Origin of the sequence: Pseudomonas coronafaciens pv. oryzae str. 1_6, assembly GCF_000156995.2 — a bacterium.
In the GTDB taxonomy this organism is placed as follows: Bacteria; Pseudomonadota; Gammaproteobacteria; order Pseudomonadales; family Pseudomonadaceae; genus Aquipseudomonas; species Aquipseudomonas tremae.
In genome coordinates this window covers 3863566-3885194 of record NZ_CP046035.1, presented here as the reverse complement: position 1 = coordinate 3885194, position 21629 = coordinate 3863566, and the positions used below count along the sequence as shown (strand labels likewise).

General features: G+C 57.8%; 24 protein-coding genes. 16 read left to right on the top strand and 8 right to left on the bottom strand.

Features of this window, described 5'->3' with window-relative positions; translation table 11 throughout:
* Window positions 1-5: 5 nt before the first annotated feature.
* Window positions 6-902: a LysR substrate-binding domain-containing protein gene (locus tag POR16_RS17400; RefSeq protein WP_005891865.1), complete on the bottom strand. Its 897-nt coding sequence runs from the start codon at window positions 900-902 to the stop codon at window positions 6-8.
* A gap of 104 nt (window positions 903-1006) precedes the next feature.
* Between POR16_RS17400 and POR16_RS17395 the strand changes: the two genes are divergently transcribed.
* The 8 genes from POR16_RS17395 (at window position 1007) to rpoS (ending at window position 8215) form a co-directional block, all read left to right on the top strand.
* On the top strand, window positions 1007-2119 hold the full coding sequence (locus POR16_RS17395; RefSeq protein WP_024671826.1) for an S-(hydroxymethyl)glutathione dehydrogenase/class III alcohol dehydrogenase: 1113 nt from the start codon (window positions 1007-1009) through the stop codon (window positions 2117-2119).
* A gap of 69 nt (window positions 2120-2188) precedes the next feature.
* On the top strand, window positions 2189-3034 hold the full coding sequence (fghA, locus tag POR16_RS17390) for an S-formylglutathione hydrolase (RefSeq protein ID WP_005891873.1): 846 nt from the start codon (window positions 2189-2191) through the stop codon (window positions 3032-3034).
* A 53-nt stretch (window positions 3035-3087) separates the two neighbouring features.
* Window positions 3088-3561 (top strand): 2-C-methyl-D-erythritol 2,4-cyclodiphosphate synthase, encoded by a 474-nt coding sequence (gene ispF, locus POR16_RS17385; RefSeq protein WP_005891875.1) that lies wholly within the window; start codon window positions 3088-3090, stop codon window positions 3559-3561.
* A complete protein-coding gene (gene truD, locus POR16_RS17380; protein WP_005891878.1) occupies window positions 3558-4616 on the top strand; it encodes a tRNA pseudouridine(13) synthase TruD in 1059 nt (352 codons plus the stop codon). The genes ispF and truD overlap by 4 nt, the downstream gene beginning before the upstream one ends.
* Window positions 4604-5353 (top strand): 5'/3'-nucleotidase SurE, encoded by a 750-nt coding sequence (gene surE / locus POR16_RS17375; RefSeq protein ID WP_005891881.1) that lies wholly within the window; start codon window positions 4604-4606, stop codon window positions 5351-5353. The genes truD and surE overlap by 13 nt, the downstream gene beginning before the upstream one ends.
* A gap of 41 nt (window positions 5354-5394) precedes the next feature.
* Window positions 5395-6030, top strand: coding sequence for a protein-L-isoaspartate(D-aspartate) O-methyltransferase (locus POR16_RS17370; protein ID WP_005891883.1), 636 nt, complete (start codon window positions 5395-5397; stop codon window positions 6028-6030).
* Window positions 6031-6237: 207 nt separating this feature from the next.
* Window positions 6238-7104 carry a peptidoglycan DD-metalloendopeptidase family protein gene (locus tag POR16_RS17365; protein ID WP_005891885.1) on the top strand — a complete coding sequence of 289 codons (867 nt, stop codon included), beginning with the start codon at window positions 6238-6240 and terminating at the stop codon, window positions 7102-7104.
* Window positions 7105-7207: 103 nt separating this feature from the next.
* Window positions 7208-8215, top strand: coding sequence for an RNA polymerase sigma factor RpoS (gene rpoS / locus POR16_RS17360; protein WP_005891887.1), 1008 nt, complete (start codon window positions 7208-7210; stop codon window positions 8213-8215).
* Window positions 8216-8762: 547 nt separating this feature from the next.
* Here rpoS and fdxA read toward each other — a convergent pair.
* Window positions 8763-9086, bottom strand: a complete 324-nt coding sequence (gene fdxA / locus POR16_RS17355) for a ferredoxin FdxA (RefSeq protein ID WP_005891889.1) — start codon at window positions 9084-9086, stop codon at window positions 8763-8765.
* A gap of 246 nt (window positions 9087-9332) precedes the next feature.
* Window positions 9333-11900 carry a DNA mismatch repair protein MutS gene (gene mutS, locus POR16_RS17350; RefSeq protein ID WP_193566956.1) on the bottom strand — a complete coding sequence of 856 codons (2568 nt, stop codon included), beginning with the start codon at window positions 11898-11900 and terminating at the stop codon, window positions 9333-9335.
* Between the two features lie 60 nt (window positions 11901-11960).
* Here mutS and POR16_RS26330 point away from each other — a divergent pair, with 60 nt between their 5' ends.
* The 4 genes from POR16_RS26330 to recX all read left to right on the top strand — a co-directional run bounded on the left by POR16_RS26330 (window position 11961) and on the right by recX (window position 14509).
* Window positions 11961-12299: a hypothetical protein gene (locus POR16_RS26330; RefSeq protein WP_005891894.1), complete on the top strand. Its 339-nt coding sequence runs from the start codon at window positions 11961-11963 to the stop codon at window positions 12297-12299.
* A gap of 78 nt (window positions 12300-12377) precedes the next feature.
* A complete protein-coding gene (locus POR16_RS17340) occupies window positions 12378-12878 on the top strand; it encodes a CinA family protein (RefSeq protein WP_024691312.1) in 501 nt (166 codons plus the stop codon).
* Between the two features lie 93 nt (window positions 12879-12971).
* Complete coding sequence (recA, locus tag POR16_RS17335; RefSeq protein WP_005891902.1) at window positions 12972-14036, top strand: recombinase RecA; 1065 nt, start codon at window positions 12972-12974, stop codon at window positions 14034-14036.
* A 5-nt stretch (window positions 14037-14041) separates the two neighbouring features.
* Window positions 14042-14509 carry a recombination regulator RecX gene (recX, locus tag POR16_RS17330; protein WP_005891904.1) on the top strand — a complete coding sequence of 156 codons (468 nt, stop codon included), beginning with the start codon at window positions 14042-14044 and terminating at the stop codon, window positions 14507-14509.
* Between the two features lie 30 nt (window positions 14510-14539).
* On the opposite strand, the gene POR16_RS17325 is transcribed toward recX, so the two are convergent.
* Window positions 14540-15634 carry an LOG family protein gene (locus POR16_RS17325; protein ID WP_024671765.1) on the bottom strand — a complete coding sequence of 365 codons (1095 nt, stop codon included), beginning with the start codon at window positions 15632-15634 and terminating at the stop codon, window positions 14540-14542.
* Between the two features lie 200 nt (window positions 15635-15834).
* The gene (locus tag POR16_RS17320; RefSeq protein WP_005891914.1) at window positions 15835-16251 is read right to left on the bottom strand and encodes a quorum-sensing-regulated virulence factor family protein; all 417 of its coding nucleotides are present in this window, start codon (window positions 16249-16251) and stop codon (window positions 15835-15837) included.
* 230 nt (window positions 16252-16481) lie between these two features.
* On the opposite strand from POR16_RS17320, the gene POR16_RS17315 reads away from it, so the two are divergent.
* The 3 genes from POR16_RS17315 (at window position 16482) to POR16_RS17300 (ending at window position 18506) form a co-directional block, all read left to right on the top strand.
* The gene (locus POR16_RS17315) at window positions 16482-17192 is read left to right on the top strand and encodes a tRNA-uridine aminocarboxypropyltransferase (protein WP_005891916.1); all 711 of its coding nucleotides are present in this window, start codon (window positions 16482-16484) and stop codon (window positions 17190-17192) included.
* Window positions 17193-17408: 216 nt separating this feature from the next.
* Entirely contained in the window at window positions 17409-18056 is a 648-nt protein-coding gene (erdR, locus tag POR16_RS17305) for a response regulator transcription factor ErdR (RefSeq protein WP_024671764.1), read from the top strand.
* An 84-nt stretch (window positions 18057-18140) separates the two neighbouring features.
* A complete protein-coding gene (locus POR16_RS17300; RefSeq protein WP_005891927.1) occupies window positions 18141-18506 on the top strand; it encodes a diacylglycerol kinase in 366 nt (121 codons plus the stop codon).
* Window positions 18507-18512: 6 nt separating this feature from the next.
* On the opposite strand, the gene POR16_RS17295 is transcribed toward POR16_RS17300, so the two are convergent.
* Window positions 18513-19439, bottom strand: a complete 927-nt coding sequence (locus tag POR16_RS17295) for a LysR family transcriptional regulator (RefSeq protein WP_005891929.1) — start codon at window positions 19437-19439, stop codon at window positions 18513-18515.
* A 123-nt stretch (window positions 19440-19562) separates the two neighbouring features.
* Between POR16_RS17295 and fpr the strand changes: the two genes are divergently transcribed.
* Window positions 19563-20342 carry a ferredoxin-NADP reductase gene (fpr, locus tag POR16_RS17290; protein ID WP_002554680.1) on the top strand — a complete coding sequence of 260 codons (780 nt, stop codon included), beginning with the start codon at window positions 19563-19565 and terminating at the stop codon, window positions 20340-20342.
* Between the two features lie 49 nt (window positions 20343-20391).
* Here the strand turns inward: fpr and tsaA are convergent, their stop codons facing one another.
* Window positions 20392-21099, bottom strand: coding sequence for a tRNA (N6-threonylcarbamoyladenosine(37)-N6)-methyltransferase TrmO (gene tsaA, locus POR16_RS17285; RefSeq protein ID WP_024670217.1), 708 nt, complete (start codon window positions 21097-21099; stop codon window positions 20392-20394).
* A 13-nt stretch (window positions 21100-21112) separates the two neighbouring features.
* Window positions 21113-21574, bottom strand: a complete 462-nt coding sequence (locus POR16_RS17280; RefSeq protein WP_005891935.1) for a YehS family protein — start codon at window positions 21572-21574, stop codon at window positions 21113-21115.
* Between the last annotated feature and the right edge of the window lie 55 nt (window positions 21575-21629).

Below are 21629 nucleotides of genomic sequence, written 5' to 3'. Positions count from 1 at the left end.
GCCTGCTACTGGCGATACTCGTCCCGCATCGCCAGTCCCTCCTTGAGGTAGTCCACCAGCTTGCGCACCTTGGGCGACAGGTGCCGTTGCTGTGGATACAGTGCCCAGACCGCTGTGTTGGGCGGTTGATGAGTGTCCAGCAGCGATACCAGCGTGCCATCCTTCAAATGCCTTTGCACGTAGTAGTCCGGCAACTGGCAAAGACCAATCCCGTGCAACGCGGCGTCCAGCACCGCTTGGCCACTGTTGCAACGCCAGTTTCCCTGAACCCGCTGAGAAAACTCTCGGCCGTTCTGTTGCAGTTGCCAGGTATCGCTGCCGCCAATCAGGCAGTTATGACGGCCAAGTTCCGACAGGCTGTGAGGCCTTCCGTAACGTTCGATGTAGGAGGGCGACGCGCACACGTACATTTTGCGTGGTGCAATGCGGGTCGCGACCATGCGCGAGTCCTGCAGTCGACCCAGTCGAATCGCCAGGTCCATGCCTTCATGCACCAGATCCAGCGTCTCGTTACTCAATTCGATGTCGACGCGCAACTGCGGGTAGAGATCCATAAAGCGGGTGACCAGCGGCGTGATGAAACGCTCGCCATATGCCACTGCACAGGTCATGCGTAACAATCCCTTGGGCTCGCTGGCCAGATCGCCTACCGCGCGCAGTGCTTCCTCGCGCCCGTCCTGCAGGCGTTGGCAGTGGTGCAGAAATGTCTGCCCGGCTTCGGTCAACGCGACCTTGCGTGTGCTGCGGTACAGCAGGCGAGTCTGCAGGCGTTCTTCAAGGCGCACGATCTGTCGACTGACATGCGACGAAGAAACGCCGAGCCGCAGGGCTGCAGCGGTGAATTGGCCACATTCGGCGACGGCGACGAACTCATCCAGACCTTCCCAGCGATTGGTGTACATCGATTATCCCTGTACAGCATTAATGTTTTGCTTTTAGCCGTATTACTCATCAAATGGCACTGTACTACACTGCAAACCTTGTTTTTACTCGTCGGAGAAAATTGATGATCAAGTCACGCGCTGCTGTCGCCTTTGAAGCCAAAAAGCCACTGGAGATCGTTGAAGTCGATGTCGCCATGCCCAAGGCCGGAGAAGTGCTACTCAAAGTGGTGGCGTCCGGCGTCTGCCATACCGATGCCTATACGCTTTCCGGCGCTGACCCTGAAGGTATATTCCCATCGATTCTCGGCCACGAAGGCGGCGCTATTGTCGAAGCGATCGGCGAAGGCGTGACCTCGGTGGCGGTCGGCGATCATGTCATTCCGCTATATACCCCGGAGTGCCGTCAGTGCAAATTCTGCCGTTCGGGCAAGACCAACCTGTGTCAGGCAATTCGTTCGACTCAGGGCAAAGGCCTGATGCCGGATGGCACCACGCGCTTTTCCTACAAGGGCGAGCCGATTTTCCACTACATGGGCACCTCGACGTTCTCTGAATACACCGTGCTGCCGGAAATCTCGGTGGCCAAGATAGACAAGAAAGCTCCGCTGGAAAAAGTCTGCTTGCTGGGTTGCGGTGTTACCACCGGTATCGGCGCAGTGCTCAACACGGCCAAGGTAAAGCCGGGCGACACCGTCGCGGTCTTCGGTCTGGGCGGCATTGGCCTGTCGGCGGTGATCGGTGCGGTCAAGGCCAAGGCGGCGCGAATCATCGCCATCGATATCAACCCGGCCAAGTTCGAGATCGCCAAGCAGTTGGGTGCAACCGATTGCGTCAATCCGAAGGATTTCGATCGTCCGATCCAGGAAGTCATCGTCGACATGACGGATGGCGGTGTGGATTTCTCCTTTGAGTGCATCGGTAATGTGCAACTCATGCGTTCAGCGCTGGAATCCTGCCACAAGGGCTGGGGCGAGTCGGTGATCATCGGTGTTGCCGGTGCCGGTCAGGAAATCTCTACCCGTCCGTTCCAACTGGTGACCGGGCGCGTCTGGCGCGGTTCGGCGTTTGGCGGCGTGCGTGGCCGTACCGAACTGCCGAGCTACGTCGACATGGCGCAGAGCGGCGAAATCCCGCTGGATACGTTCATCACCCACACCATGGGCCTCGAAGATATCAACAAGGCGTTCGATTTGATGCACGAAGGCAAAAGCATTCGTACCGTCATTCATTTCTGAGTAACAACGCCAGTCTGTCAGCTTCAAGCGCCCGCTTGAAGCTGACAGCTGTTTACTGGGGGACCCCTTATGCCTTTGGAAAATATTTCCTGTCAGAAAAGCTTTGGTGGCTGGCACAAGCGTTACAAGCACCACTCGCAAGCGCTGGGCTGCGATATGGTCTTTGCTGTCTACCTGCCGCCTCAGGCAGAGCAGGGCGGCAAGCTGCCGGTTCTGTACTGGCTGTCCGGTCTGACCTGCACTGACGAAAACTTCATGCAGAAGGCCGCTGCTCATCGGCTTGCCGCCGAGTTGGGCATTATTATCGTGGCGCCCGACACCAGCCCGCGCGGTGCCGATGTGCCGGACGACCCCGACGGTGCCTGGGATTTCGGACACGGCGCCGGTTTTTATCTGAACGCCACTGAGCAGCCCTACGCGCGGCATTATCAGATGCATGATTACGTGGTCAAGGAACTGCCTGCGCTGATCGAGGCGCATTTTCCGGCGTCTCAGGCACGCAGCATCAGCGGACACTCGATGGGAGGTCACGGTGCGCTGGTGTGCGCCTTGCGCAACCCGGGGCGCTACAAATCCGTGTCGGCATTTTCACCCATAGGCAACCCTATCGATTGCCCTTGGGGGCAAAAAGCCTTCTCTCGCTATCTGGGCGAGGATCGGTCCCGCTGGCGCGAGTGGGATGCCAGCGTCTTGATGGCCGAGGCTGCGGAAAAACTGCCGACACTGGTTGATCAGGGCGATCGTGATGATTTTCTGGTCAATCAACTCAAGCCCGAAGCCTTGCTTCAGGCTGCCAAAACTGCGAATTACCCGCTGACACTGCGGATGCAGCCCGGTTACGACCACAGCTATTTCTTCATCGCCAGCTTCATCGAAGACCATCTAAGGCATCACGCCGAAGCCTTGAACAGCTAACGTGCGCCAAAGCAGGTAGAATCACGCCCTGTCTTTTTTCAGGGCGTTTTTTTATGCGTATTGGTCATGGCTATGATGTGCACCGTTTTGCCGAAGGCGATTTTATTACCTTGGGCGGCGTGCGGATTGCACACGGTTTCGGCCTGCTGGCCCACTCCGATGGCGATGTCCTGCTGCACGCCTTGAGCGACGCACTTCTGGGTGCTGCGGCCCTGGGCGATATCGGTAAACACTTTCCCGATACCGACCCGCAGTTCAAGGGCGCTGACAGTCGGGTCCTGCTTCGGCATGTACTCAAGCAGATTCACGGCAAGGGCTGGAAGGTCGGTAACGTCGACGCCACCATTGTCGCTCAGGCGCCAAAAATGGCGCCTCATATCGAGGCCATGCGTGCGTTGATCGCCGAGGACCTGCAGGTGGACCCGGACCAGGTGAACGTGAAAGCCACGACCACGGAAAAACTCGGTTTTACCGGGCGTGAAGAAGGCATTGCCGTGCATGCCGTCGCGTTGTTGCTGCCAGCATGACCGAACTGGAACTGCTGGGGCCAAGGGCCTACGGTGATGCGCTGGGCAGTGCTGTCCTCAAGGCTACAGCTGAAGATTTTCAGGTGGACGAAGTACTGGACATCCCCCTGTCGGGCGATGGCGAGCATTTGTGGTTGTGGGTCGAGAAGCGCGGCCTGAATACCGAGGAGGCTGCCCGCCGACTGGCACGGGCAGCGGGCGTTCCGTTGCGCACGGTCAGCTACGCCGGTTTGAAGGATCGTCAGGCGCTGACTCGTCAATGGTTCAGCATTCAACTGCCCGGCAAGGCTGACCCTGATCTTTCCGCGGCCCAGAACGAGACCCTGCAGATTCTCAAGACCGGCCGGCATCGGCGCAAGCTGCAGCGCGGCGCTCACGCAGCCAACGGCTTCACACTCAGGCTGACCCGTCTGGATGCGGACAAGGACGCATTGAATCAGCGTCTCGAGACCATTGTCCGACAGGGCATACCCAATTATTTCGGTGCTCAGCGTTTCGGTTATCAGGGCGGTAACCTGGGTGAAGCCCGTGATTATGCCAGCCGTCAGGCGCTGCCTGAGCAGCGTGCAGTGCGCTCGCGTCTGTTGTCCACGGCGCGTAGCTACCTGTTCAATCGGGTGCTTGCGGCCCGTGTGGCCGATGGCAGCTGGCAGCAAGCTCAGGTAGGCGATCTGCTGGCGTTCACCGACAGCCGGAGCTTTTTTCCGGCCGGGCCTGACGAGTGCAGCGACCCGCGGCTGGCGATTCTCGATCTGCATCCCACGGGCCCGCAGTGGGGTGAAGGCCCTTCGCCAGCTGGCGGCGTCACCGCAGAGCTGGAAAACACCATCGCCAGCGACGAATCCGCACTGCGCGACTGGCTGATCAGGGCCGGCATGGAGCACGAACGTCGCATCCTGCGACTGCCCATCGGGCGGCTGACGTGGCATTATCCCGAGTCTGACATTCTGCAACTGGAATTCGTCCTTCCGCCCGGATGCTTCGCCACTGTTTTGGTGCGTGAACTCGTGGATCTGGTGCCGGTTGGGCAGACGGACAGCTCATGCGTATTCTGATATCAAATGATGACGGGGTGACTGCACCTGGTCTTGCAGCGCTTTATGCCGCGCTGGCCGATTACACCGAGTGTGTGGTGATCGCGCCTGACCAGGATAAAAGCGGTGCCAGCAGTTCACTGACACTTGATCGGCCCTTGCACCCGCAAACACTGGCCAACGGTTTCATCAGTCTCAACGGCACGCCGACCGATTGCGTGCATCTTGGGATTCATGGGCTATTGGAACGTGAACCGGACATGGTGGTTTCGGGTATCAATCTGGGTGCTAATCTGGGCGACGACGTGCTGTACTCCGGCACGGTGGCAGCAGCCCTGGAGGGACGCTTTTTGCAGCGTCCTTCGTTCGCCTTTTCGTTTCTGTCACGTCAGCCGGATAATCTGGCGACGGCGGCGCATTATGCGCGTTTGCTGGTCGAGGCCCATGAGCAGCTCGACCTGCCTCCCCGTACGGTACTGAACGTGAATATTCCAAACCTGCCGCTGGAGCATATCCGTGGCATTCAACTGACCCGATTAGGCCACCGTACCCGAGCCGCAGCACCGGTGAAGGTCATCGACCCGCGGGGGCGTGCCGGTTACTGGATTGCAGCGGCTGGCGATGTGGAGGATGGCGGCGCCGGGACCGATTTTCACGCGGTCATGCAGGGCTACGTCTCAATCACACCGTTGCAGCTGGACCGGACGTATCAGGACGGTTTCAGCAGCCTGAACCACTGGCTGGAGGGTCTGCGTTGATGTCGCGCGATCAGGATGATCTATTGCGTCGCGGGATCGGGATGACCTCGCAGCGAACCCGCGAACGGCTTATTCAGCGTCTTTGTGAAGAAGGTATCTCCAACGCGCGCGTGCTGGACGTGATCCGCAAGACGCCCAGGCATTTGTTCGTCGACGAGGCGCTGGCGCATCGTGCCTACGAAGACACGGCGTTGCCTATTGGTCATAACCAGACGATTTCCCAGCCTTACATGGTTGCGCGAATGAGCGAGCTGCTTCTGGCGGCTGGCCCGCTGGACAAGGTCATGGAGATCGGCACCGGCTCCGGTTATCAGACAGCGGTACTGGCGCAGCTGGTGGAGCGCGTATTTTCGGTCGAGCGCATCAAGGTGCTTCAAGACCGCGCCAAGGAACGTTTGGTCGAACTGAACGTGCGCAACGTGGTTTTTCGCTGGGGTGACGGCTGGGAGGGCTGGCCGGCTCTGGCACCCTACAACGGGATCATCGTGACGGCGGTAGCCACCGACGTGCCACAGGCGCTGCTGGATCAGTTGGCGCCAGGTGGGCGGCTGGTAATACCTGTAGGTTCTGGCGAGGTTCAGCAACTGATGCTGATCATCCGCGAGGAAAACGGTTTTTCACGGCATGTATTGGGTGCTGTGCGCTTCGTTCCGCTGCTTAACGGGCCGATCGCCTGAAGATTGTCTGTGGCGGCGAGTGAATTCTGGCGCCAGTCATCGGTCTACACCGCGGGGCCTGTAATGTTAGATTGCCTGATGGCGTCATCTCATGCAGCTTATTGATACATAACAACGTTTTTCAGTAGTTAATCACTGGCTGCCCGCCGCTAATGCGGCACAACAGGCATCTTTTTTGAATTCAGTCACCAGTAAAGGGAGTGGCGGGTGAGTCTCACAGTCATTCAGCAGCTCAGGTCTTCAAAAAGTTATCAGCGTCTGGTGATTGGCATTGCTCTCAGTGTCCTCTTGGTCGGCTGCTCAAGTTCGCCCTCGGGCGGCGTTCGCGTCGTGGATCGCAACGGCAATGCCGTTGCGCAACGCCCGACGGTGACCACTGGCCAATACGTGGTCAGGCGCGGTGATACGCTTTTTTCTATTGCATTTCGTTACGGCTGGGACTGGAAAGCGCTGGCGGCCCGTAATCAGATTCCGGAGCCGTTTACAATCAAGCCAGGTCAGACGATTCGCTTTGACGGCCGTTCCTCTTCAACGCAGGGTGTAGCGTCGACGTCCGAATCGGGACGTCCGGCGACCACTTCATCAACCACTACCAGCAGCTCCGGCTCGGTCAAAACCACGGTCATGTCGAAGCCGGTTGCGGTTGTACCGGTGGTGATACCTCCTTCGGCGACTACCGCCACAGGCCCGGCCGGCCGGTCTCCGTCGGGTTGGACCTGGCCTTCTAGTGGCATTTTGATAGGAAAATTTTCCTCAAACGGCAGTTTGAATAAAGGAATTGATATCGCTGGTGATTTGGGACAGCCTGTTTTGGCAGCGTCTGATGGGTCAGTTGTTTACGCCGGAAGTGGATTACGGGGCTACGGCGAATTGATCATCATCAAACACAGCGATACCTACGTCAGTGCCTACGGTCATAACCGCAGGCTTTTGGTACGGGAAGGGCAACAGGTCAAGGCAGGGCAGACGATTGCCGAAATGGGGTCAACAGGAACTGACCGGGTGAAGCTGCATTTTGAGATTCGCCGCCAAGGTAAACCTGTAGACCCGCTGGGATTCTTGCCACGTCGTTGATAGTTGCCAGCCTGTTCCTGGCGTAATAGGAACAGGCTCAAGTGTTGCCATGGAACCAGGCGGCGCTGGAGCTTGAGGTCGAACTCACCAAAGGACTAAAGCAATGGCTCTTGGCAACGAAGCGCCGGAGTTTGACATCGATGATGAAGTGCTCCTTATGGAAGCCGGCATTGTCCTGAAGGAAGCGTCAGACGAGAAGCAGCCACCCGCTGCCTCGGGGCGTACCAAGGTCAAGCAATCATCATCGCTCAAACAACATAAATACATTGATTACACACGGGCGCTCGACGCAACCCAGTTGTACCTCAATGAAATCGGTTTCTCCCCTCTGCTGTCCCCGGAAGAAGAAGTCTATTTTGCGCGCCTGTCGCAAAAGGGAGATCCGGCCGGGCGCAAACGCATGATTGAAAGCAATCTGCGGCTGGTGGTCAAGATTGCCAGGCGTTACGTCAATCGTGGCCTGTCACTTCTCGACCTGATCGAGGAGGGCAATCTGGGGTTGATCCGGGCTGTCGAGAAATTCGACCCTGAACGCGGCTTTCGCTTTTCCACCTATGCCACCTGGTGGATTCGTCAGACCATCGAACGGGCAATCATGAATCAGACCCGGACCATCCGGTTGCCGATTCATGTGGTCAAGGAACTCAATGTCTATCTGCGTGCAGCCAGAGAGCTGACTCAGAAACTGGACCACGAACCGACCCCTGAAGAAATCGCCAACCTGCTGGAAAAGCCAGTGGGTGAGGTCAAGCGCATGCTGGGCTTGAATGAGCGTGTATCTTCCGTGGATGTGTCGTTGGGGCCTGATTCCGACAAGACTCTGCTGGACACCCTGACTGACGATCGTCCCACCGATCCGTGTGAGCTTCTGCAGGACGATGATCTGTCGCAGAGCATCGATCAGTGGCTGTCCGAACTCACCGAGAAGCAGCGTGAAGTGGTTATCCGTCGCTTTGGCCTGAGGGGGCATGAGAGCAGCACACTTGAAGATGTAGGGCTTGAGATCGGTCTGACACGCGAGCGTGTAAGGCAGATCCAGGTTGAAGGACTCAAGCGCCTGCGAGAGATCCTTGAAAAGAACGGTTTGTCCAGCGAATCGCTCTTCCAGTAGCGCCCCTCCCGCAGTGTCACCCAAGGCCGATATAACACTTGATGTGTGTATCGGCCTTGTCATATGTCTTTCGTCATTTAAATTTCAGCGTGTGATTTCTCTGCGCGTTTCCAGGCGGAGGGTGTCGCCGGTTTCATGAGGTAAGTAACGCCGGATTCTTGTAATCCATCGCGTACATCTGTTGTAAGTCATCAAGGCTTTGTGGGTGAGAATTACTGCCAAACGGCGTGTAGGCTGGCTCCAGGTTGCTGATTTTAAAGTCTTTATTTTCTGAGTGGTCAGGCTCGTAGAAATATTCTGGAGCGTTTGAGGTGTTGCTCTTCGAGGTTAAATCTCTAATATCGAAGCTGTGCCAACGGATCGGCACAGGCTATCAAGGATGACGGCCAAGGACATCGCAGGACGCGATTCATCAGGATGATGACAAGGGAATACAGGGATTAGGGAGAAAATGTGGGCGGGTCATACCGCCCCTTTTTTTTGCCTGTCAAACAGCAAGTCCGACTCAAAAAAAGGCCCTTTGAAGGGCCTTTTGTCTGTCTGGAATCTAGCGCTCCAGGTGTTCGATCTTGCCTGGTTTGCCATCCCACTCTGCGGCGTCCGGCATACCGTCTTTCTTTTCGGTGATGTTGGGCCACACCTCGGCAAGTTCGGCGTTGAGCTCGATGAAGTTTTCCATGCCGGCCGGGATCTCGTCTTCGGAGAAAATGGCTACAGCAGGGCACTCTGGTTCACAGAGTGCACAGTCGATGCATTCGTCCGGGTGAATCACCAGGAAGTTCGGGCCTTCGTAAAAGCAGTCCACCGGACAGACTTCTACGCAGTCGGTGTACTTGCACTTGATGCAGTTGTCGGTGACGACGAAGGTCATTTCTAATTTTCTCCTCAGGCGGCTGCAGCAGAGCCCTTCCAGACAGGGTTGCCAGGTTCGGGAGGTTTCCCGGCCCTATGAAAACACGTGCTTTTGGTGGGTGACCTTGAGGCAGTCGGACTGCGTCGCCTGCCACCTACCCTTGGTTCGCTGCGTTTTCACGCGGCTCGAAAAACAGCTCGGCCAGGCTAAAAGCCGAGAGCATCCCAAACCGCGCGGGATTCTAACAGTATGTAATGCTTCGCGTCACAGTCGAGTTTGCAATGTATAGAGCAAATCCAGCGCCTGTCGCGGGGTCAGGTCATCGACCTTGATCTTCGACAGTTCATCCAGTACTGGGTGCGGCAGGCTTGCGAACATATCGCTCTGCTGCGGGATCGCGGGTTTGCCGGGTTTCGCCCTTGGCTGTTCGTGCGGCAGGCTGGTGGTTTCCAGGCGCTGCAAGTGCTCTTTGGCACGTGTGATGACTTTCCCCGGAACGCCCGCAAGCTGCGCAACCGCCAGGCCATAGCTCTGGCTGGCTGGCCCCGGTAGCACACGGTGCAGGAAGACGATTCGCTCGTTATGCTCGGTGGCATTGAGGTGCACGTTGTTCACCAGCGGCTCGCTTTCCGGCAGAACCGTCAGCTCGAAATAGTGCGTTGCGAACAGCGTGTAGGCACGCAGTTGCGCAAGGCATTCGGCAGCAGCCCACGCCAGCGACAGGCCGTCGAAGGTGCTGGTGCCGCGTCCCACCTCATCCATCAGCACCAGGCTCTTGTCCGTGGCGTTGTGCAGGATGTTTGCTGTCTCGCTCATTTCGACCATGAACGTCGAGCGGCCGCCAGCCAGATCGTCACTGGAACCGATACGGGTAAAGATCCGGTCCACCAGTGACAGCTCGCAACTGGCTGCGGGCACGAAGCTGCCGATGTGGGCCAGCAGCACAATCAGTGCTGTCTGACGCATGTAGGTCGATTTACCACCCATGTTCGGGCCGGTGATGACCAGCATGCGGGTGCTGTCGTCCAGTGCCAGGTCATTGGCGACGAATGGCGTGCTCAGTACCTGCTCCACCACCGGGTGACGGCCCTGTTCGATGCGCATGCAGGGTTCAGTGACGAATCGCGGGCAGTTGAGGTCCAGGTTCAGAGCGCGCTCTGCAAGGTTGCTTAGCACGTCCAGCTCGGCCAGCGCCCCTGCAGTGTCCTGAAGCGGCGCAAGGTGGCCGATCAGGTCCTCGAGCAGCGCTTCGTACAACATTTTCTCGCGTGCCAGGGCACGGCTTTTTGCCGACAGCGCCTTGTCTTCGAACTCCTTGAGTTCCGGCGTAATGAAGCGCTCGGCGCCCTTGAGGGTCTGGCGACGTATATAGTCAGGCGGCGCCTGTTCGGCCTGCTTGCTCGGCAGCTCGATGAAGTAGCCGTGTACGCGGTTGTAACCCACCTTCAGATTGGCCAGGCCGGTACGGGCTTTTTCCCGAGCCTCCAGATCAATCAGAAACTGCCCGGCGTTTTCACTCAGCGATTGCAGGTCATCCAGTTCGGCGTCGTACCCGGTCTTCAAAACGCCACCGTCACGAATCACCGCGGGAGGGTTATCGATGATTGCGCGTTGCAGCAGGTCAGCCAATTCCGGATAGGTGCTGGCCGTCTGCGCCAGTTGTTGCAGATGCGGCGTGTCCAGGTCCGCCATCGCCTTTTGCAGCTCTGGCAGGGCGCTCAAGGCATCACGCAGCCGCGCAAGATCGCGGGGCCGGGCGTTGCGCAGACCGATACGGGCCAGAATCCGCTCGATGTCGCCAATTTCCTTGAGCTGCGGTTGCAGGTGCTCGAAGCGGTAGCGATCCAGAAAGCAGGCAATCGACGTCTGGCGCGCCTGAAGAATCGGCAGGTCGCGCAACGGGCGGTTCAGCCAGCGGGTCAGCAGTCGCGTGCCCATCGCTGTCTGGCAACGGTCCATGACCGATTGCAAGGTATTGTCGCGGCCACCAGACAGGTTGATGTCCAGTTCCAGGTTGCGGCGTGTGGCGGCATCGAGGATCACGGTATCGTCAAGACGCTCGTGACGCAGGCTGCGCAAATGCGGCAGGGCAGTACGCTGGGTCTCCTTGGCATAGCCGAGCAGGCACCCCGCAGCGCCAATGGCCAGGGTCAGGTTTTCGCATCCAAAACCTTTGAGGTCCTGTGTCGAAAACTGCTGACACAGACTTTTATGAGCCGAGTCGCGCTCGAAATCCCACGGGGCACGACGGCGGGCGCCTCGGCGTTTCTCCGCCGGCAGACCTTGCGGCCAGTCGTCCGGGATCAGCAATTCTACAGGATTGATACGCTCCAGCTCGGCAAGCAGGTTTTCCCAGCCCTTGATCTCCAGCACGCTGAAGTTGCCGCTGGTGATGTCCAGCACGGCAAGGCCGAACAGGCGCTCATCGCCGAGCACGGCTGCGATCAGGTTGTCCCTGCGCTCATCCAGCAACGCCTCGTCGCTGATGGTCCCCGGTGTGATGATCCGCACTACCTGACGATCCACCGGGCCTTTGCTGGTCGCCGGGTCGCCGATTTGCTCGCAGATGACCACCGACTCGCCCAGCTTCACCAGTTTGGCCAGGTAGCCCTCGGCGGCATGGTAGGGAATCCCGCACATGGGAATGCTCTGGCCTGCCGACTGACCGCGTGCGGTCAGGGTGATATCCAGCAGTTTGGCGGCTTTTTTCGCATCTTCGTAGAAGATCTCGTAAAAATCGCCCATGCGATAGAACATCAACTGATCCAGGTGCTGGTTTTTGAGTTTCCAGTACTGTTGCATCATCGGAGTGTGTGAGGAGAGGTCGGAAATTGCTTTATTCATCAGTGGCTTAGGCAAGTTCTTGAGAAGGGGGTTGGGCAACCCTGAGGCATGACGAGCGATCCCTCTTTGAATCAAGGGCGTCTGCCGGGTATTTGCGATGGTCGCAAGGTTATCACGCACGATCAGGTGGTGCAGTTCTGGCGTGACGGCTGTTCATTGATGACCAGACGTTTCCCGGCGGCCCTGAACGTCGATTTGCCGTATAGACTTTCAGCGTCGGCATTCGATAGTCGAATGCTCCTTGATAAAAAAGGATTTTATATGAAAAAGAAGAGGGCCAGAGACTCTGTCAACGGGCAATTCATTCCTTTGGAAGAAGCCAAAAAAAGACCGAGAGAAACCACGGTTGAAACGGTCAAAAAACCGGAGCGCAGGAAAACTGACTGATCAATCGGCCATTGCAGGGTTGCTGCACTGCTCTGGTGAGCATTTGCTGCAGGTCTTGTGCATGAACAGGAGAACGTCGTGGATCAGATAACCGGGCTTGCCGATACCTTGGGCAAGCTTCTAGACGCAATGAGCGCTCAAGTGACCACCGCCGAATCCTGCACGGGAGGCGGTATTGCGGAGGCAATTACGCGCATCGCCGGCAGCTCCGCATGGTTCGAGGCAGGCTATGTGACTTACTCGAACGCTCAGAAGACCCGACAATTGGGTGTCCCGGAGGCATTGTTCGCTCAGGTGGGGGCGGTCAGCCAGCCGGTCGTCGAAGCCATGGTGCGAGGTGCGCAGCGTGAAAGTGGCGCTCGATACGCCGTGGCGGTCAGTGGCGTGGCGGGGCCGGGCGGCGGGTCGGTCGACAAGCCAGTCGGTACGGTATGGCTCTGCTGGGGCGATGGTGAGGCGCTTGTTGCGCAATGTCACCGGTTCGATGGCGACCGCGATCAGGTACGTCGGCAGACGGTCGAAGCCGCGCTACACGGGCTGATACAGCTTGCACATGGAGAAATGCCAAAACAGGGGTAGGCGCGCGCTCATCGCTGTGGAATAATACTGTCTACTTATACAGGTGTTGTGGCCATCAAGGCCCTAATTGAATTTGATTACGTGAGGACTTCAATGGACGACAACAAGAAGAAAGCCTTGGCTGCGGCCTTGGGTCAGATCGAGCGTCAGTTCGGTAAAGGTGCCGTGATGCGCATGGGCGACCATGACCGCCAAGCGATTCCGGCCATCTCCACTGGTTCTCTGGGTCTGGATATCGCACTCGGTATCGGCGGATTGCCAAAAGGCCGGATCGTCGAGATCTACGGTCCGGAATCTTCCGGTAAAACCACGCTGACGCTGTCGGTCATCGCGCAAGCCCAGAAAATGGGTGCTACCTGTGCGTTCGTCGATGCCGAACACGCTCTGGACCCTGAATACGCAGGCAAGCTGGGCGTCAATGTCGACGACCTGCTGGTTTCGCAGCCGGACACCGGCGAGCAGGCGCTGGAAATCACCGACATGCTGGTGCGTTCCAACGCCATTGACGTAATTGTCGTCGACTCCGTGGCTGCGCTGGTGCCCAAGGCCGAGATCGAAGGCGAGATGGGTGACATGCACGTAGGTCTGCAGGCGCGTCTGATGTCGCAGGCTCTTCGCAAAATCACCGGCAACATCAAGAATGCTAACTGCCTGGTGATCTTCATCAACCAGATCCGCATGAAGATCGGCGTGATGTTTGGTAGCCCGGAAACCACCACCGGTGGTAACGCTCTGAAATTTTACGCTTCGGTACGTCTGGACATCCGCCGCACAGGTGCGGTGAAAGAAGGCGACGAGGTTGTGGGCAGTGAGACCCGCGTCAAAGTAGTTAAAAACAAGGTTGCACCGCCTTTCCGTCAGGCCGAGTTCCAGATTCTCTACGGCAAGGGTATCTACCTGAACGGTGAGATCGTTGACTTGGCTGTCCTGCACGGTTTTGTCGAGAAGTCCGGTGCCTGGTACAGCTACCAAGGCAGCAAGATCGGCCAGGGTAAAGCCAACTCGGCCAAGTTCCTGGCAGATAACCCGGAAATCTGCAAAGCGCTTGAGAAGCAGATTCGCGATAAGCTGCTCACCCCAGGCGTAGATACCAAGGCAGTAGGTTCCCGTGAAGCGGTAGTTGCCGCTGACGTGGCCGAAGCAGACGCCGATATCTGATACCCATGGCCGCTGTGCTTGATACGCCTGTCGCCATACGGCGCACTGCAATGGACCTGCTCGCGCGACGCGAGCACGGTCGAGTCGAGCTGACGCGCAAATTGCGTCAGCGCGGCGCTCCTCCGGAGCTCATCGAAGCCGCCCTCGACCGGCTGGTCGAAGAAGGTCTGCTCTCTGAATCTCGTTACCTTGAAAGCTTTGTCTCTTACCGGGCGCGCTCGGGCTATGGCCCTGTTCGTATTCGAGAAGAGCTGAATCAGCGTGGTTTGCAACGCGCTGATATCGAGCAGGCGCTCAAGGAATGCGGGGTGGACTGGCAAGAAAAGCTTCAGGATGTCTGGCAGCGCAAATTTGCCGGTGCATTACCCGTTGATGCTCGAGAACGCGCCAGGCAAGGGAGGTTTTTGAGTTCTCGAGGATACCCACTGGACATGATCGGCCGCTTGCTAAGCGGCCGTGGTGGTGATGATTGATCAATCAGAGCGTTGTGTGTGGCGCCTGATTTACGCAGTCCTGCCTGTCGCTGAAGCATCAGCCCAGTTTTCCTGCAAGTTGATGTAGTCCACCAATTCCCGAAGCCTGCCTTGGTTGCGCCCTGTAAAGGTAAATGCAAGCCGCGTCAGATGGCTGAATTGCGCTTCATCATGTTCCTCGCCCTGATAACTGTGCTGATGGAAGTTTTCATTGATGCACAGGTCGACGAAAGCCTCCTGCATATGTTCCAACGCTTGCTCACTGAGTGCGTGATGCATACGGATCACAAACTTGTTCTTCAGCCAGCGGCTGGAGTGGAAGTTGCTGTAAAACTGGTTGATCTCTTCCACTGCTTCGCCGGGGCTGTAGACCAGTCGCATCAACTTCATGTCGGCTGGCAGGATGTAGTGGTTGTCCTGTAGCTGATTCTTGATGAAATCCAGCGCACCTTGCCAGAAGCTTCCGCCTGGAGTGTCCAGCAGCACGACCGGCACCAGCGGACTTTTGCCAGTCTGTATCAGTGTCAGTACTTCCAGTGCCTCATCCAGCGTTCCAAACCCGCCTGGGCACAGCACCAGTGCATCAGCTTCCTTGACGAAAAACAGCTTGCGGGTGAAGAAAAAGTGGAAAGGCAGCAAGTTGTCGGTGCCATCGACGGTCGGGTTCGCGTGTTGCTCGAAAGGCAGGGTGATGTTGAAACCCAGGCTGTGTTTCAGGCCCGCACCTGCGTGAGCGGCCGCCATGATGCCGCCACCTGCGCCGGTGATGACCATCATGTCCGATTGTGCGAGTTTCTCGCCCAGATCTCGGGCCTGTGCATATAGCGGGTGCTCTATGGGCGTACGAGCGGAGCCGAAGACTGTGACCTTACGACGCTCCTTGAAGCGCTCCAGCACACGAAAGGCTTTATCCAGTTCACGCAGGGTCTGCAGGGTTATCTTGACGTCCCACCGGTTGCGGTCGTCTTGAGCCATGCGCAACACGGTAAGCATCATGTCGCGATACAGCGGCAGATTTCGCGTGCCGGGTGCCACTTCATTGATATGCGCTTCGATCTTGGCGGTCAGGTCGAGACCGTTGCTTTGAAAATGTCGGGATAGAAGATCATCAGGTACATACGGCATTCGGGATTTTTCCTCCTGCAGAGTCAATGGCCCGCCAGGGCTTGTTGAATCGATGATGTCCCGGTTTTCGGAGAAAGGCTACCCATTCCCTGTTTGAGTCAGAGCGGATTAGTTGCAGGATGTCTTGGCGTTACCGAACTGGCGCGCCTGATGTGTCAGGCGCGCGGGGCAGAAGTGAGGTTATCGCGTGAAAGGACTGTTTACTGCTTGGGCTTGGCTGCGCAGTCCGAGGCCTGGAAAGTCTGGGCCGCAACCGGGCGATTGGTTTTGTACTCGGTGAACTGATACTTGAGTACAGCGCCTTTGGTCATCAACTGACGAAAGCCGTTGTTGTGGCATACGCTGTTGCCCAGCTGGTTACGCATCACGTCCGGGTTGGCACGCATCTGACTTGCCTGGCCTTCGCGGACACTCAAGTGGTTGATCAACTGATTGCCAGTGACGGTATAGCCCTGATCCAGAATATCCTCGTTGATCGCTCTCGGCGTGCCGACACTGCTTTCCTTAGCGACTTTTTCCAGCATCTTGCTGAGTTCGAACTCCTGTTTCGACGCCGCTTGAGCGCACAGCGGAGCAACGAGCAAAAGCGTAAGGGTAGGTGCGATAAGGCGCAGCATTTAACTCTCCTGATTAAGTGGCTGGCTGTTGGACCAGCGACTTCAAAGTGCGTTCCGGTCAGCCCGCCAAGCGAGCGGCGGAGCCGTGGCGCAGCAGTATAGAGCAGGACTAATCCAGCGGCCTAGGCCGAAAGCGGGTTCAAGCGCTGTCGCTCTGATAAACTGCGCGCACTTTATCCCTGCCGAGTCTCTGTGGTGTCGATGTATTCCCCCCGCTGGCGTGCCCAGCGATGAGCCATGCCGTTTCGCGTCTGCGTGACGAGCGTCTGGCACGCAGCACCAAACCGTTTATTGCCCGTGGATCGCGTGCGCCGCGCTGTCCGGCCTGCCGGGTCATTGCCAGCTATTGCCTGTGTGAATGGCGGCCAACGGTGGCCGCCCGATCGGGCATGTGTTTGCTGATGTATGACACCGAGCCTATGAAGCCGACCAACACTGGCTGGCTGATTGCCGATGTCATCGAAGACACCTATGCCTTCGGCTGGTCGCGTGTCGAGATTGATGAGCAGTTGCAGGCCTTGCTGGATGACCCGCAATGGCAGCCGTATATCGTCTTTCCCGGCGAGTTTGTCGCCAGCGAGCGTGTGGTCACGCAGGTCTCGCCGGAGGAGGGCAAGCGCCCGCTGTTCATTTTGCTGGATGCCACCTGGACCGAAGCACGCAAGATGTTTCGCAAAAGCCCTTATCTTGAAAGGTTTCCGGTGCTGAGCCTCGTGCCCGAGCAAATCTCGCGTTATCGCCTGCGTCGGTCAAGACGTGACGATCACTTCTGCACCGCGGAAGTGGCGGCTCTGTGCCTGGAACTGGCCGAGGACGTGAGCGCCAGTGGCGTGCTTGACGCTTATCTGGATGTATTCAGTGCGCACTATTTAGGCGCCAAGTTTCAGCGTCCGATAGATCCGGATGACGCCGCTCACACTCATTTGAAGCCCTTCATTTGAAGGGTGTCATGCTGCGCTGCAGTATCAGGTGGCACGTGTTGGGCCGATTGCCATCTTTGTGCGCAGTCGACGGCGCTTCGCGCTTGACCGTCATGGTGTTGCTGGGCATGCTTGGCGCCGCCTGGAAGCCGATTCATCGGGTCTGCCGCGGCACTTGCCGCCAGCCTTTGAGCGGCCGCTTTTGTCGGCCACTCACTATAAAAACAGGATCATTACATGACCTACGACATCCTGATCGCTGATGATCACCCCCTGTTTCGCAGTGCGCTGCGTCAGGCGCTGACCATTGGCCTAGGGCCTGAGGCACGGCTGGTCGAGGCAGAGAGCATTGCACAGCTTGAATCTCGTCTGGACGAGAAGGGCGACTGGGATCTGGTTCTGCTGGACCTGAACATGCCGGGCGCCTATGGGTTCTCCGGGCTGGTCCTGCTACGTGGCCAGTACCCGCAAATACCGGTGGTGATGGTCTCTGCTCAGGAAGAGGCGTCGATTGTGGTGCGCTCCAGAGAGTTTGGGGCCAGCGGGTTTATCCCCAAATCCAGTTCGCTGGAAGTTATCCAGCAGGCAGTCCGGACCGTACTGGATGGCGAAGTCTGGTGGCCGCCGCAGGTCAATGAAGTCATCAGTGTCTCGGATGAAGCAAAAGCGGCGAGCGCAGGGCTTGCCAGCCTGACGCCTCAGCAGTTCCGCGTGCTGACCATGGTGTGCGAAGGCTTGCTGAACAAGCAGATCGCCTCCGAGCTGAGCGTGTCCGAGGCGACTATCAAAGCCCATGTCACGGCGATTTTTCGCAAGCTTGGCGTGCGTACGCGCACTCAGGCGGCATTGCTGTTGCAGCAGCTTGAATCCATCTCTTCCAGCTGAAGGTAGGCCATGTAGCTCGTATTCACGCTTTTTTGACCTTTATTGCCTTAGTTTTCCTCATCTTTTTTTGCACGGCAGCCCTCTATGTCGCCCTTCAAAGGCCAAACCGGCCTTAAACGTATTCTCAATGCTGCAGGTTATTCCATCGATGGCATGACCGCTGCCTTCAAAGGCGAAGCCGCTTTTCGTCAGTTGGTGCTGCTGAATGTGGTTCTGGTCCCGCTGTCGTTTTTTCTGCACGTCAGCAAGGGCGAGCACGCCTTGCTGGTTGCTGTGTGCCTGTTGGCGTTGATCGTGGAGCTGCTCAATTCTGCTGTCGAGGCGGCCATCGACCGTATTTCGCTGGACCTGCATCCGTTGTCGAAGAATGCCAAGGACATGGGCAGTGCCGCCCAATTCATCGCCCTGAGCATGATTGCGCTGGTTTGGGGCATCGTTTTGCTGGGCTGAGTCTGCTCAGTAGAGGCTTGGCAACACGATCTCGTCGCTGCGCTGCACGCCGGCAGTGAACGCGCGGCACAGTTCGAGAAATTCACGCATGGCGGAAGTCTGATACTTCTGCTTGTGCCAGATGAAATAAAACTGGCGTGACAGGTCCAGCTCCGGTGTGGCCAGCTCCACCAGATTGCCGCGACGAAATGCATCCCGCAGCGCCAGCCTGGAAATACAACCAATGCCCAGCCCTGACTCGACCGCCCGTTTGATCGCTTCGGTGTGTTCCAGTTCGAGCCGGACATTCAGGCTGTTGCGATGATGGCGCAGGGCCTGATCGAACGTCAGTCGTGTGCCTGAGCCCTGTTCGCGGAGAATCCAGGCTTCATGGGTGAGCTCTTCAAGCGTTACATGCGCACGCTTTGCCAGCGGGTGCTGAGGCGCGCAGAACACGACCAGTTCGTCTTCGACCCAGGATTGCACCTCGATGTCCGGATGGCTGCAATCTCCTTCGATCAGCCCCAGGTCGATCTCGTAATGGGCAACCTGTTGCACGATGTGCGCGGTGTTCTGGACGTGCAGCTTGACCTGACTTTCCGGATGGCGCTGCATGTAGCCGCCGATCAGCAGGGTTGCCAGATAATTGCCGATGGTCAGGGTGGCACCGACCGCCAGCGAGCCGAAACCTGATTTGCCATTGAGCAGGTCCTCGATTTCCTTGGCCTGGTCCAGCAGCGCAACCGCCTGCGGCAGCAGCTGTCTGCCCGTGGCATTGAGGCTGAGCCGCTTGCCGGCGCGGTCAAACAGCTGGCAGCTGGACTGGCGCTCCAGTTCGGTGATGGATGTGCTGGCAGCCGACTGTGAAAGCGAAAGCAGCACAGCTGCCTTGGATACGCTTTCCTGCCGGGCCACGGCGACGAAAACCTGAAGCTGACGTAGAGTAAATTGCATATCTATATAACCGATAACCTATATCTTGATAATCCATTTAACAGATATTCTGTCTGCCACTAGAATGTCGCGCAATAGCGCAGTGCTTCTGCGCGCACTATTTTTTCAGGAGTCCTCACGTACATGAGCAACATGAACCACGAGCGTGTCCTCAGCGTCCACCATTGGAACGACACCCTCTTCAGTTTCAAGTGCACCCGCGACCCTGGCTTGCGTTTCGAGAACGGTCAATTCGTCATGATCGGTCTGCAGCAGCCCAATGGTCGTCCGCTCATGCGTGCCTACTCCATTGCCAGCCCCAACTGGGAAGAGCATCTGGAATTCTTCAGCATCAAGGTGCCGGACGGCCCGCTTACCTCCCAGTTGCAGCACCTGAAGGAAGGCGATGAAATCATCATCAGCAAAAAGCCTACGGGCACGCTGGTGCTGGATGACCTGAAGCCGGGCAAGCACCTTTACCTGTTGAGCACGGGCACCGGTCTGGCACCGTTCATGAGCGTCATTCAGGACCCTGAGACCTATGAGCGTTTCGAGAAGGTCATCCTCTGCCACGGCGTGCGCTACGTGAACGAGGTCGCCTATCGTGAGTTCATCACCGAGCATCTGCCGCAGAACGAATTCTTTGGCGAAGCGCTGCGCGACAAGCTGATCTACTACCCGACGGTCACCCGCGAGCCGTTCGAGAACGAAGGCCGTCTTACTGACCTGATGCGCAGTGGCAAGCTGTTCAGCGACATCGGTCTGCCACCGATCAACCCTCAGGACGACCGCGCGATGTTGTGCGGCAGCCCGAGCATGCTCGACGAAACCAGCGAAGTGCTGAACAGCTTCGGTCTGACCGTTTCTCCGCGTATGCGTGAGCCTGGTGACTATCTGATCGAGCGTGCATTCGTCGAGAAGTAGACCGCTCTCACAAGACCCGCCTTGTCCTTGATCGGATCAGGCGGGTTTTTTATTGCGTGGGAAATGTTGCCGGCACTACTTCAATGACGCAGATGACGCCGGTCTGCGGGTAATGCCAGCGTACGTCCAGGTCCCAGAACTGCGCGCCATAGCGGCGCTCTGGCGTGGGTAGCTGGTAAGCCGGTCGCGGGTCTTGAGCCAGGCATTGTTCGATCAGCTCGACTAAGGGCTCGTTGAGGCGTAGAGCGTGTGTTCGGGCTTGCATCAGCGCGGCGTCCTGCCACTGCACCGGGATCAAGGCTGGCGCGGCACTGGCCATGTGGTTGGTTGCGTCGGCGATGACATCGGCATAGGGCACATAAGGCTTGATGTCCAGTACTGGCGTACCATCCAGCAGGTCGATGCCCGACAACCAGAGCCGGCCGGGTTCGACCTTGTCCAGCTTGACCACCGATTGCCCTATACCGTTCGGGCGATGCGTGGCGCGTGTCGCAAATACGCCCATCGACTGATTGCCCCCGAGACGGGGCGGGCGCACTTTCAGGCGTGGCTTGTCTTCCAGTGCCAGGTGGAATAGAAACAGCAACCAGACATGGCTGACCTGTTCCAGCCCCTGAACAGCCTCGCCCTGATCGAAAGGTGCGATCAGTTCCAGCACGCCTCGCGCTGCCGGCGCCAGCTGTGGCTGGCGCGGGATGGCGAACTTCTCCTTGAAGCAGGAGCGCACGAAGCCCACAGGGGAGACGTTGTAGCTCATGGTGTCAGCCGCTTCAGCCGCGGACACGCAGGGTCAGACCCTTGAGGAAGTTGCGCAGCAGTTGATCGCCGCACGCGCGGTAGTTGGTGTGGCCGACCTTGCGGAACAGCGCGCTCAGCTCAGGTTTGGACACTGGAAACTCTGCGGACTTGAGGATTGCATGCATGTCGTCTTCTTTCAGTTCGAAGGCTACGCGGAGTTTTTTCAGGACAATATTGTTGGTGATCGGCAGATCGATCGGCTGTGCAGGGCGGCTTTCGTCCTTGCCACGCTTGAAGTAGACCAGCCCGTCCAGGAAGTGCGCCATGATTTCATCGCTGCAATCCAGATAGCCTTCTTCTTCCTCTTTCTTCATGAAAGCGATGACGTCGCTTTTCGACACTTCAAAACCGGTAAGGCCGATGATCTCGACAATTTTGCTGTCGCTGATATCGAGCATGTAGCGCACGCTGCGCAGTACGTCGTTGTTCATCATGGGGCGTGTTTCCTGGTAAGTCGGCGGCGCATGACAGTGATCACGCGCGCTGTAA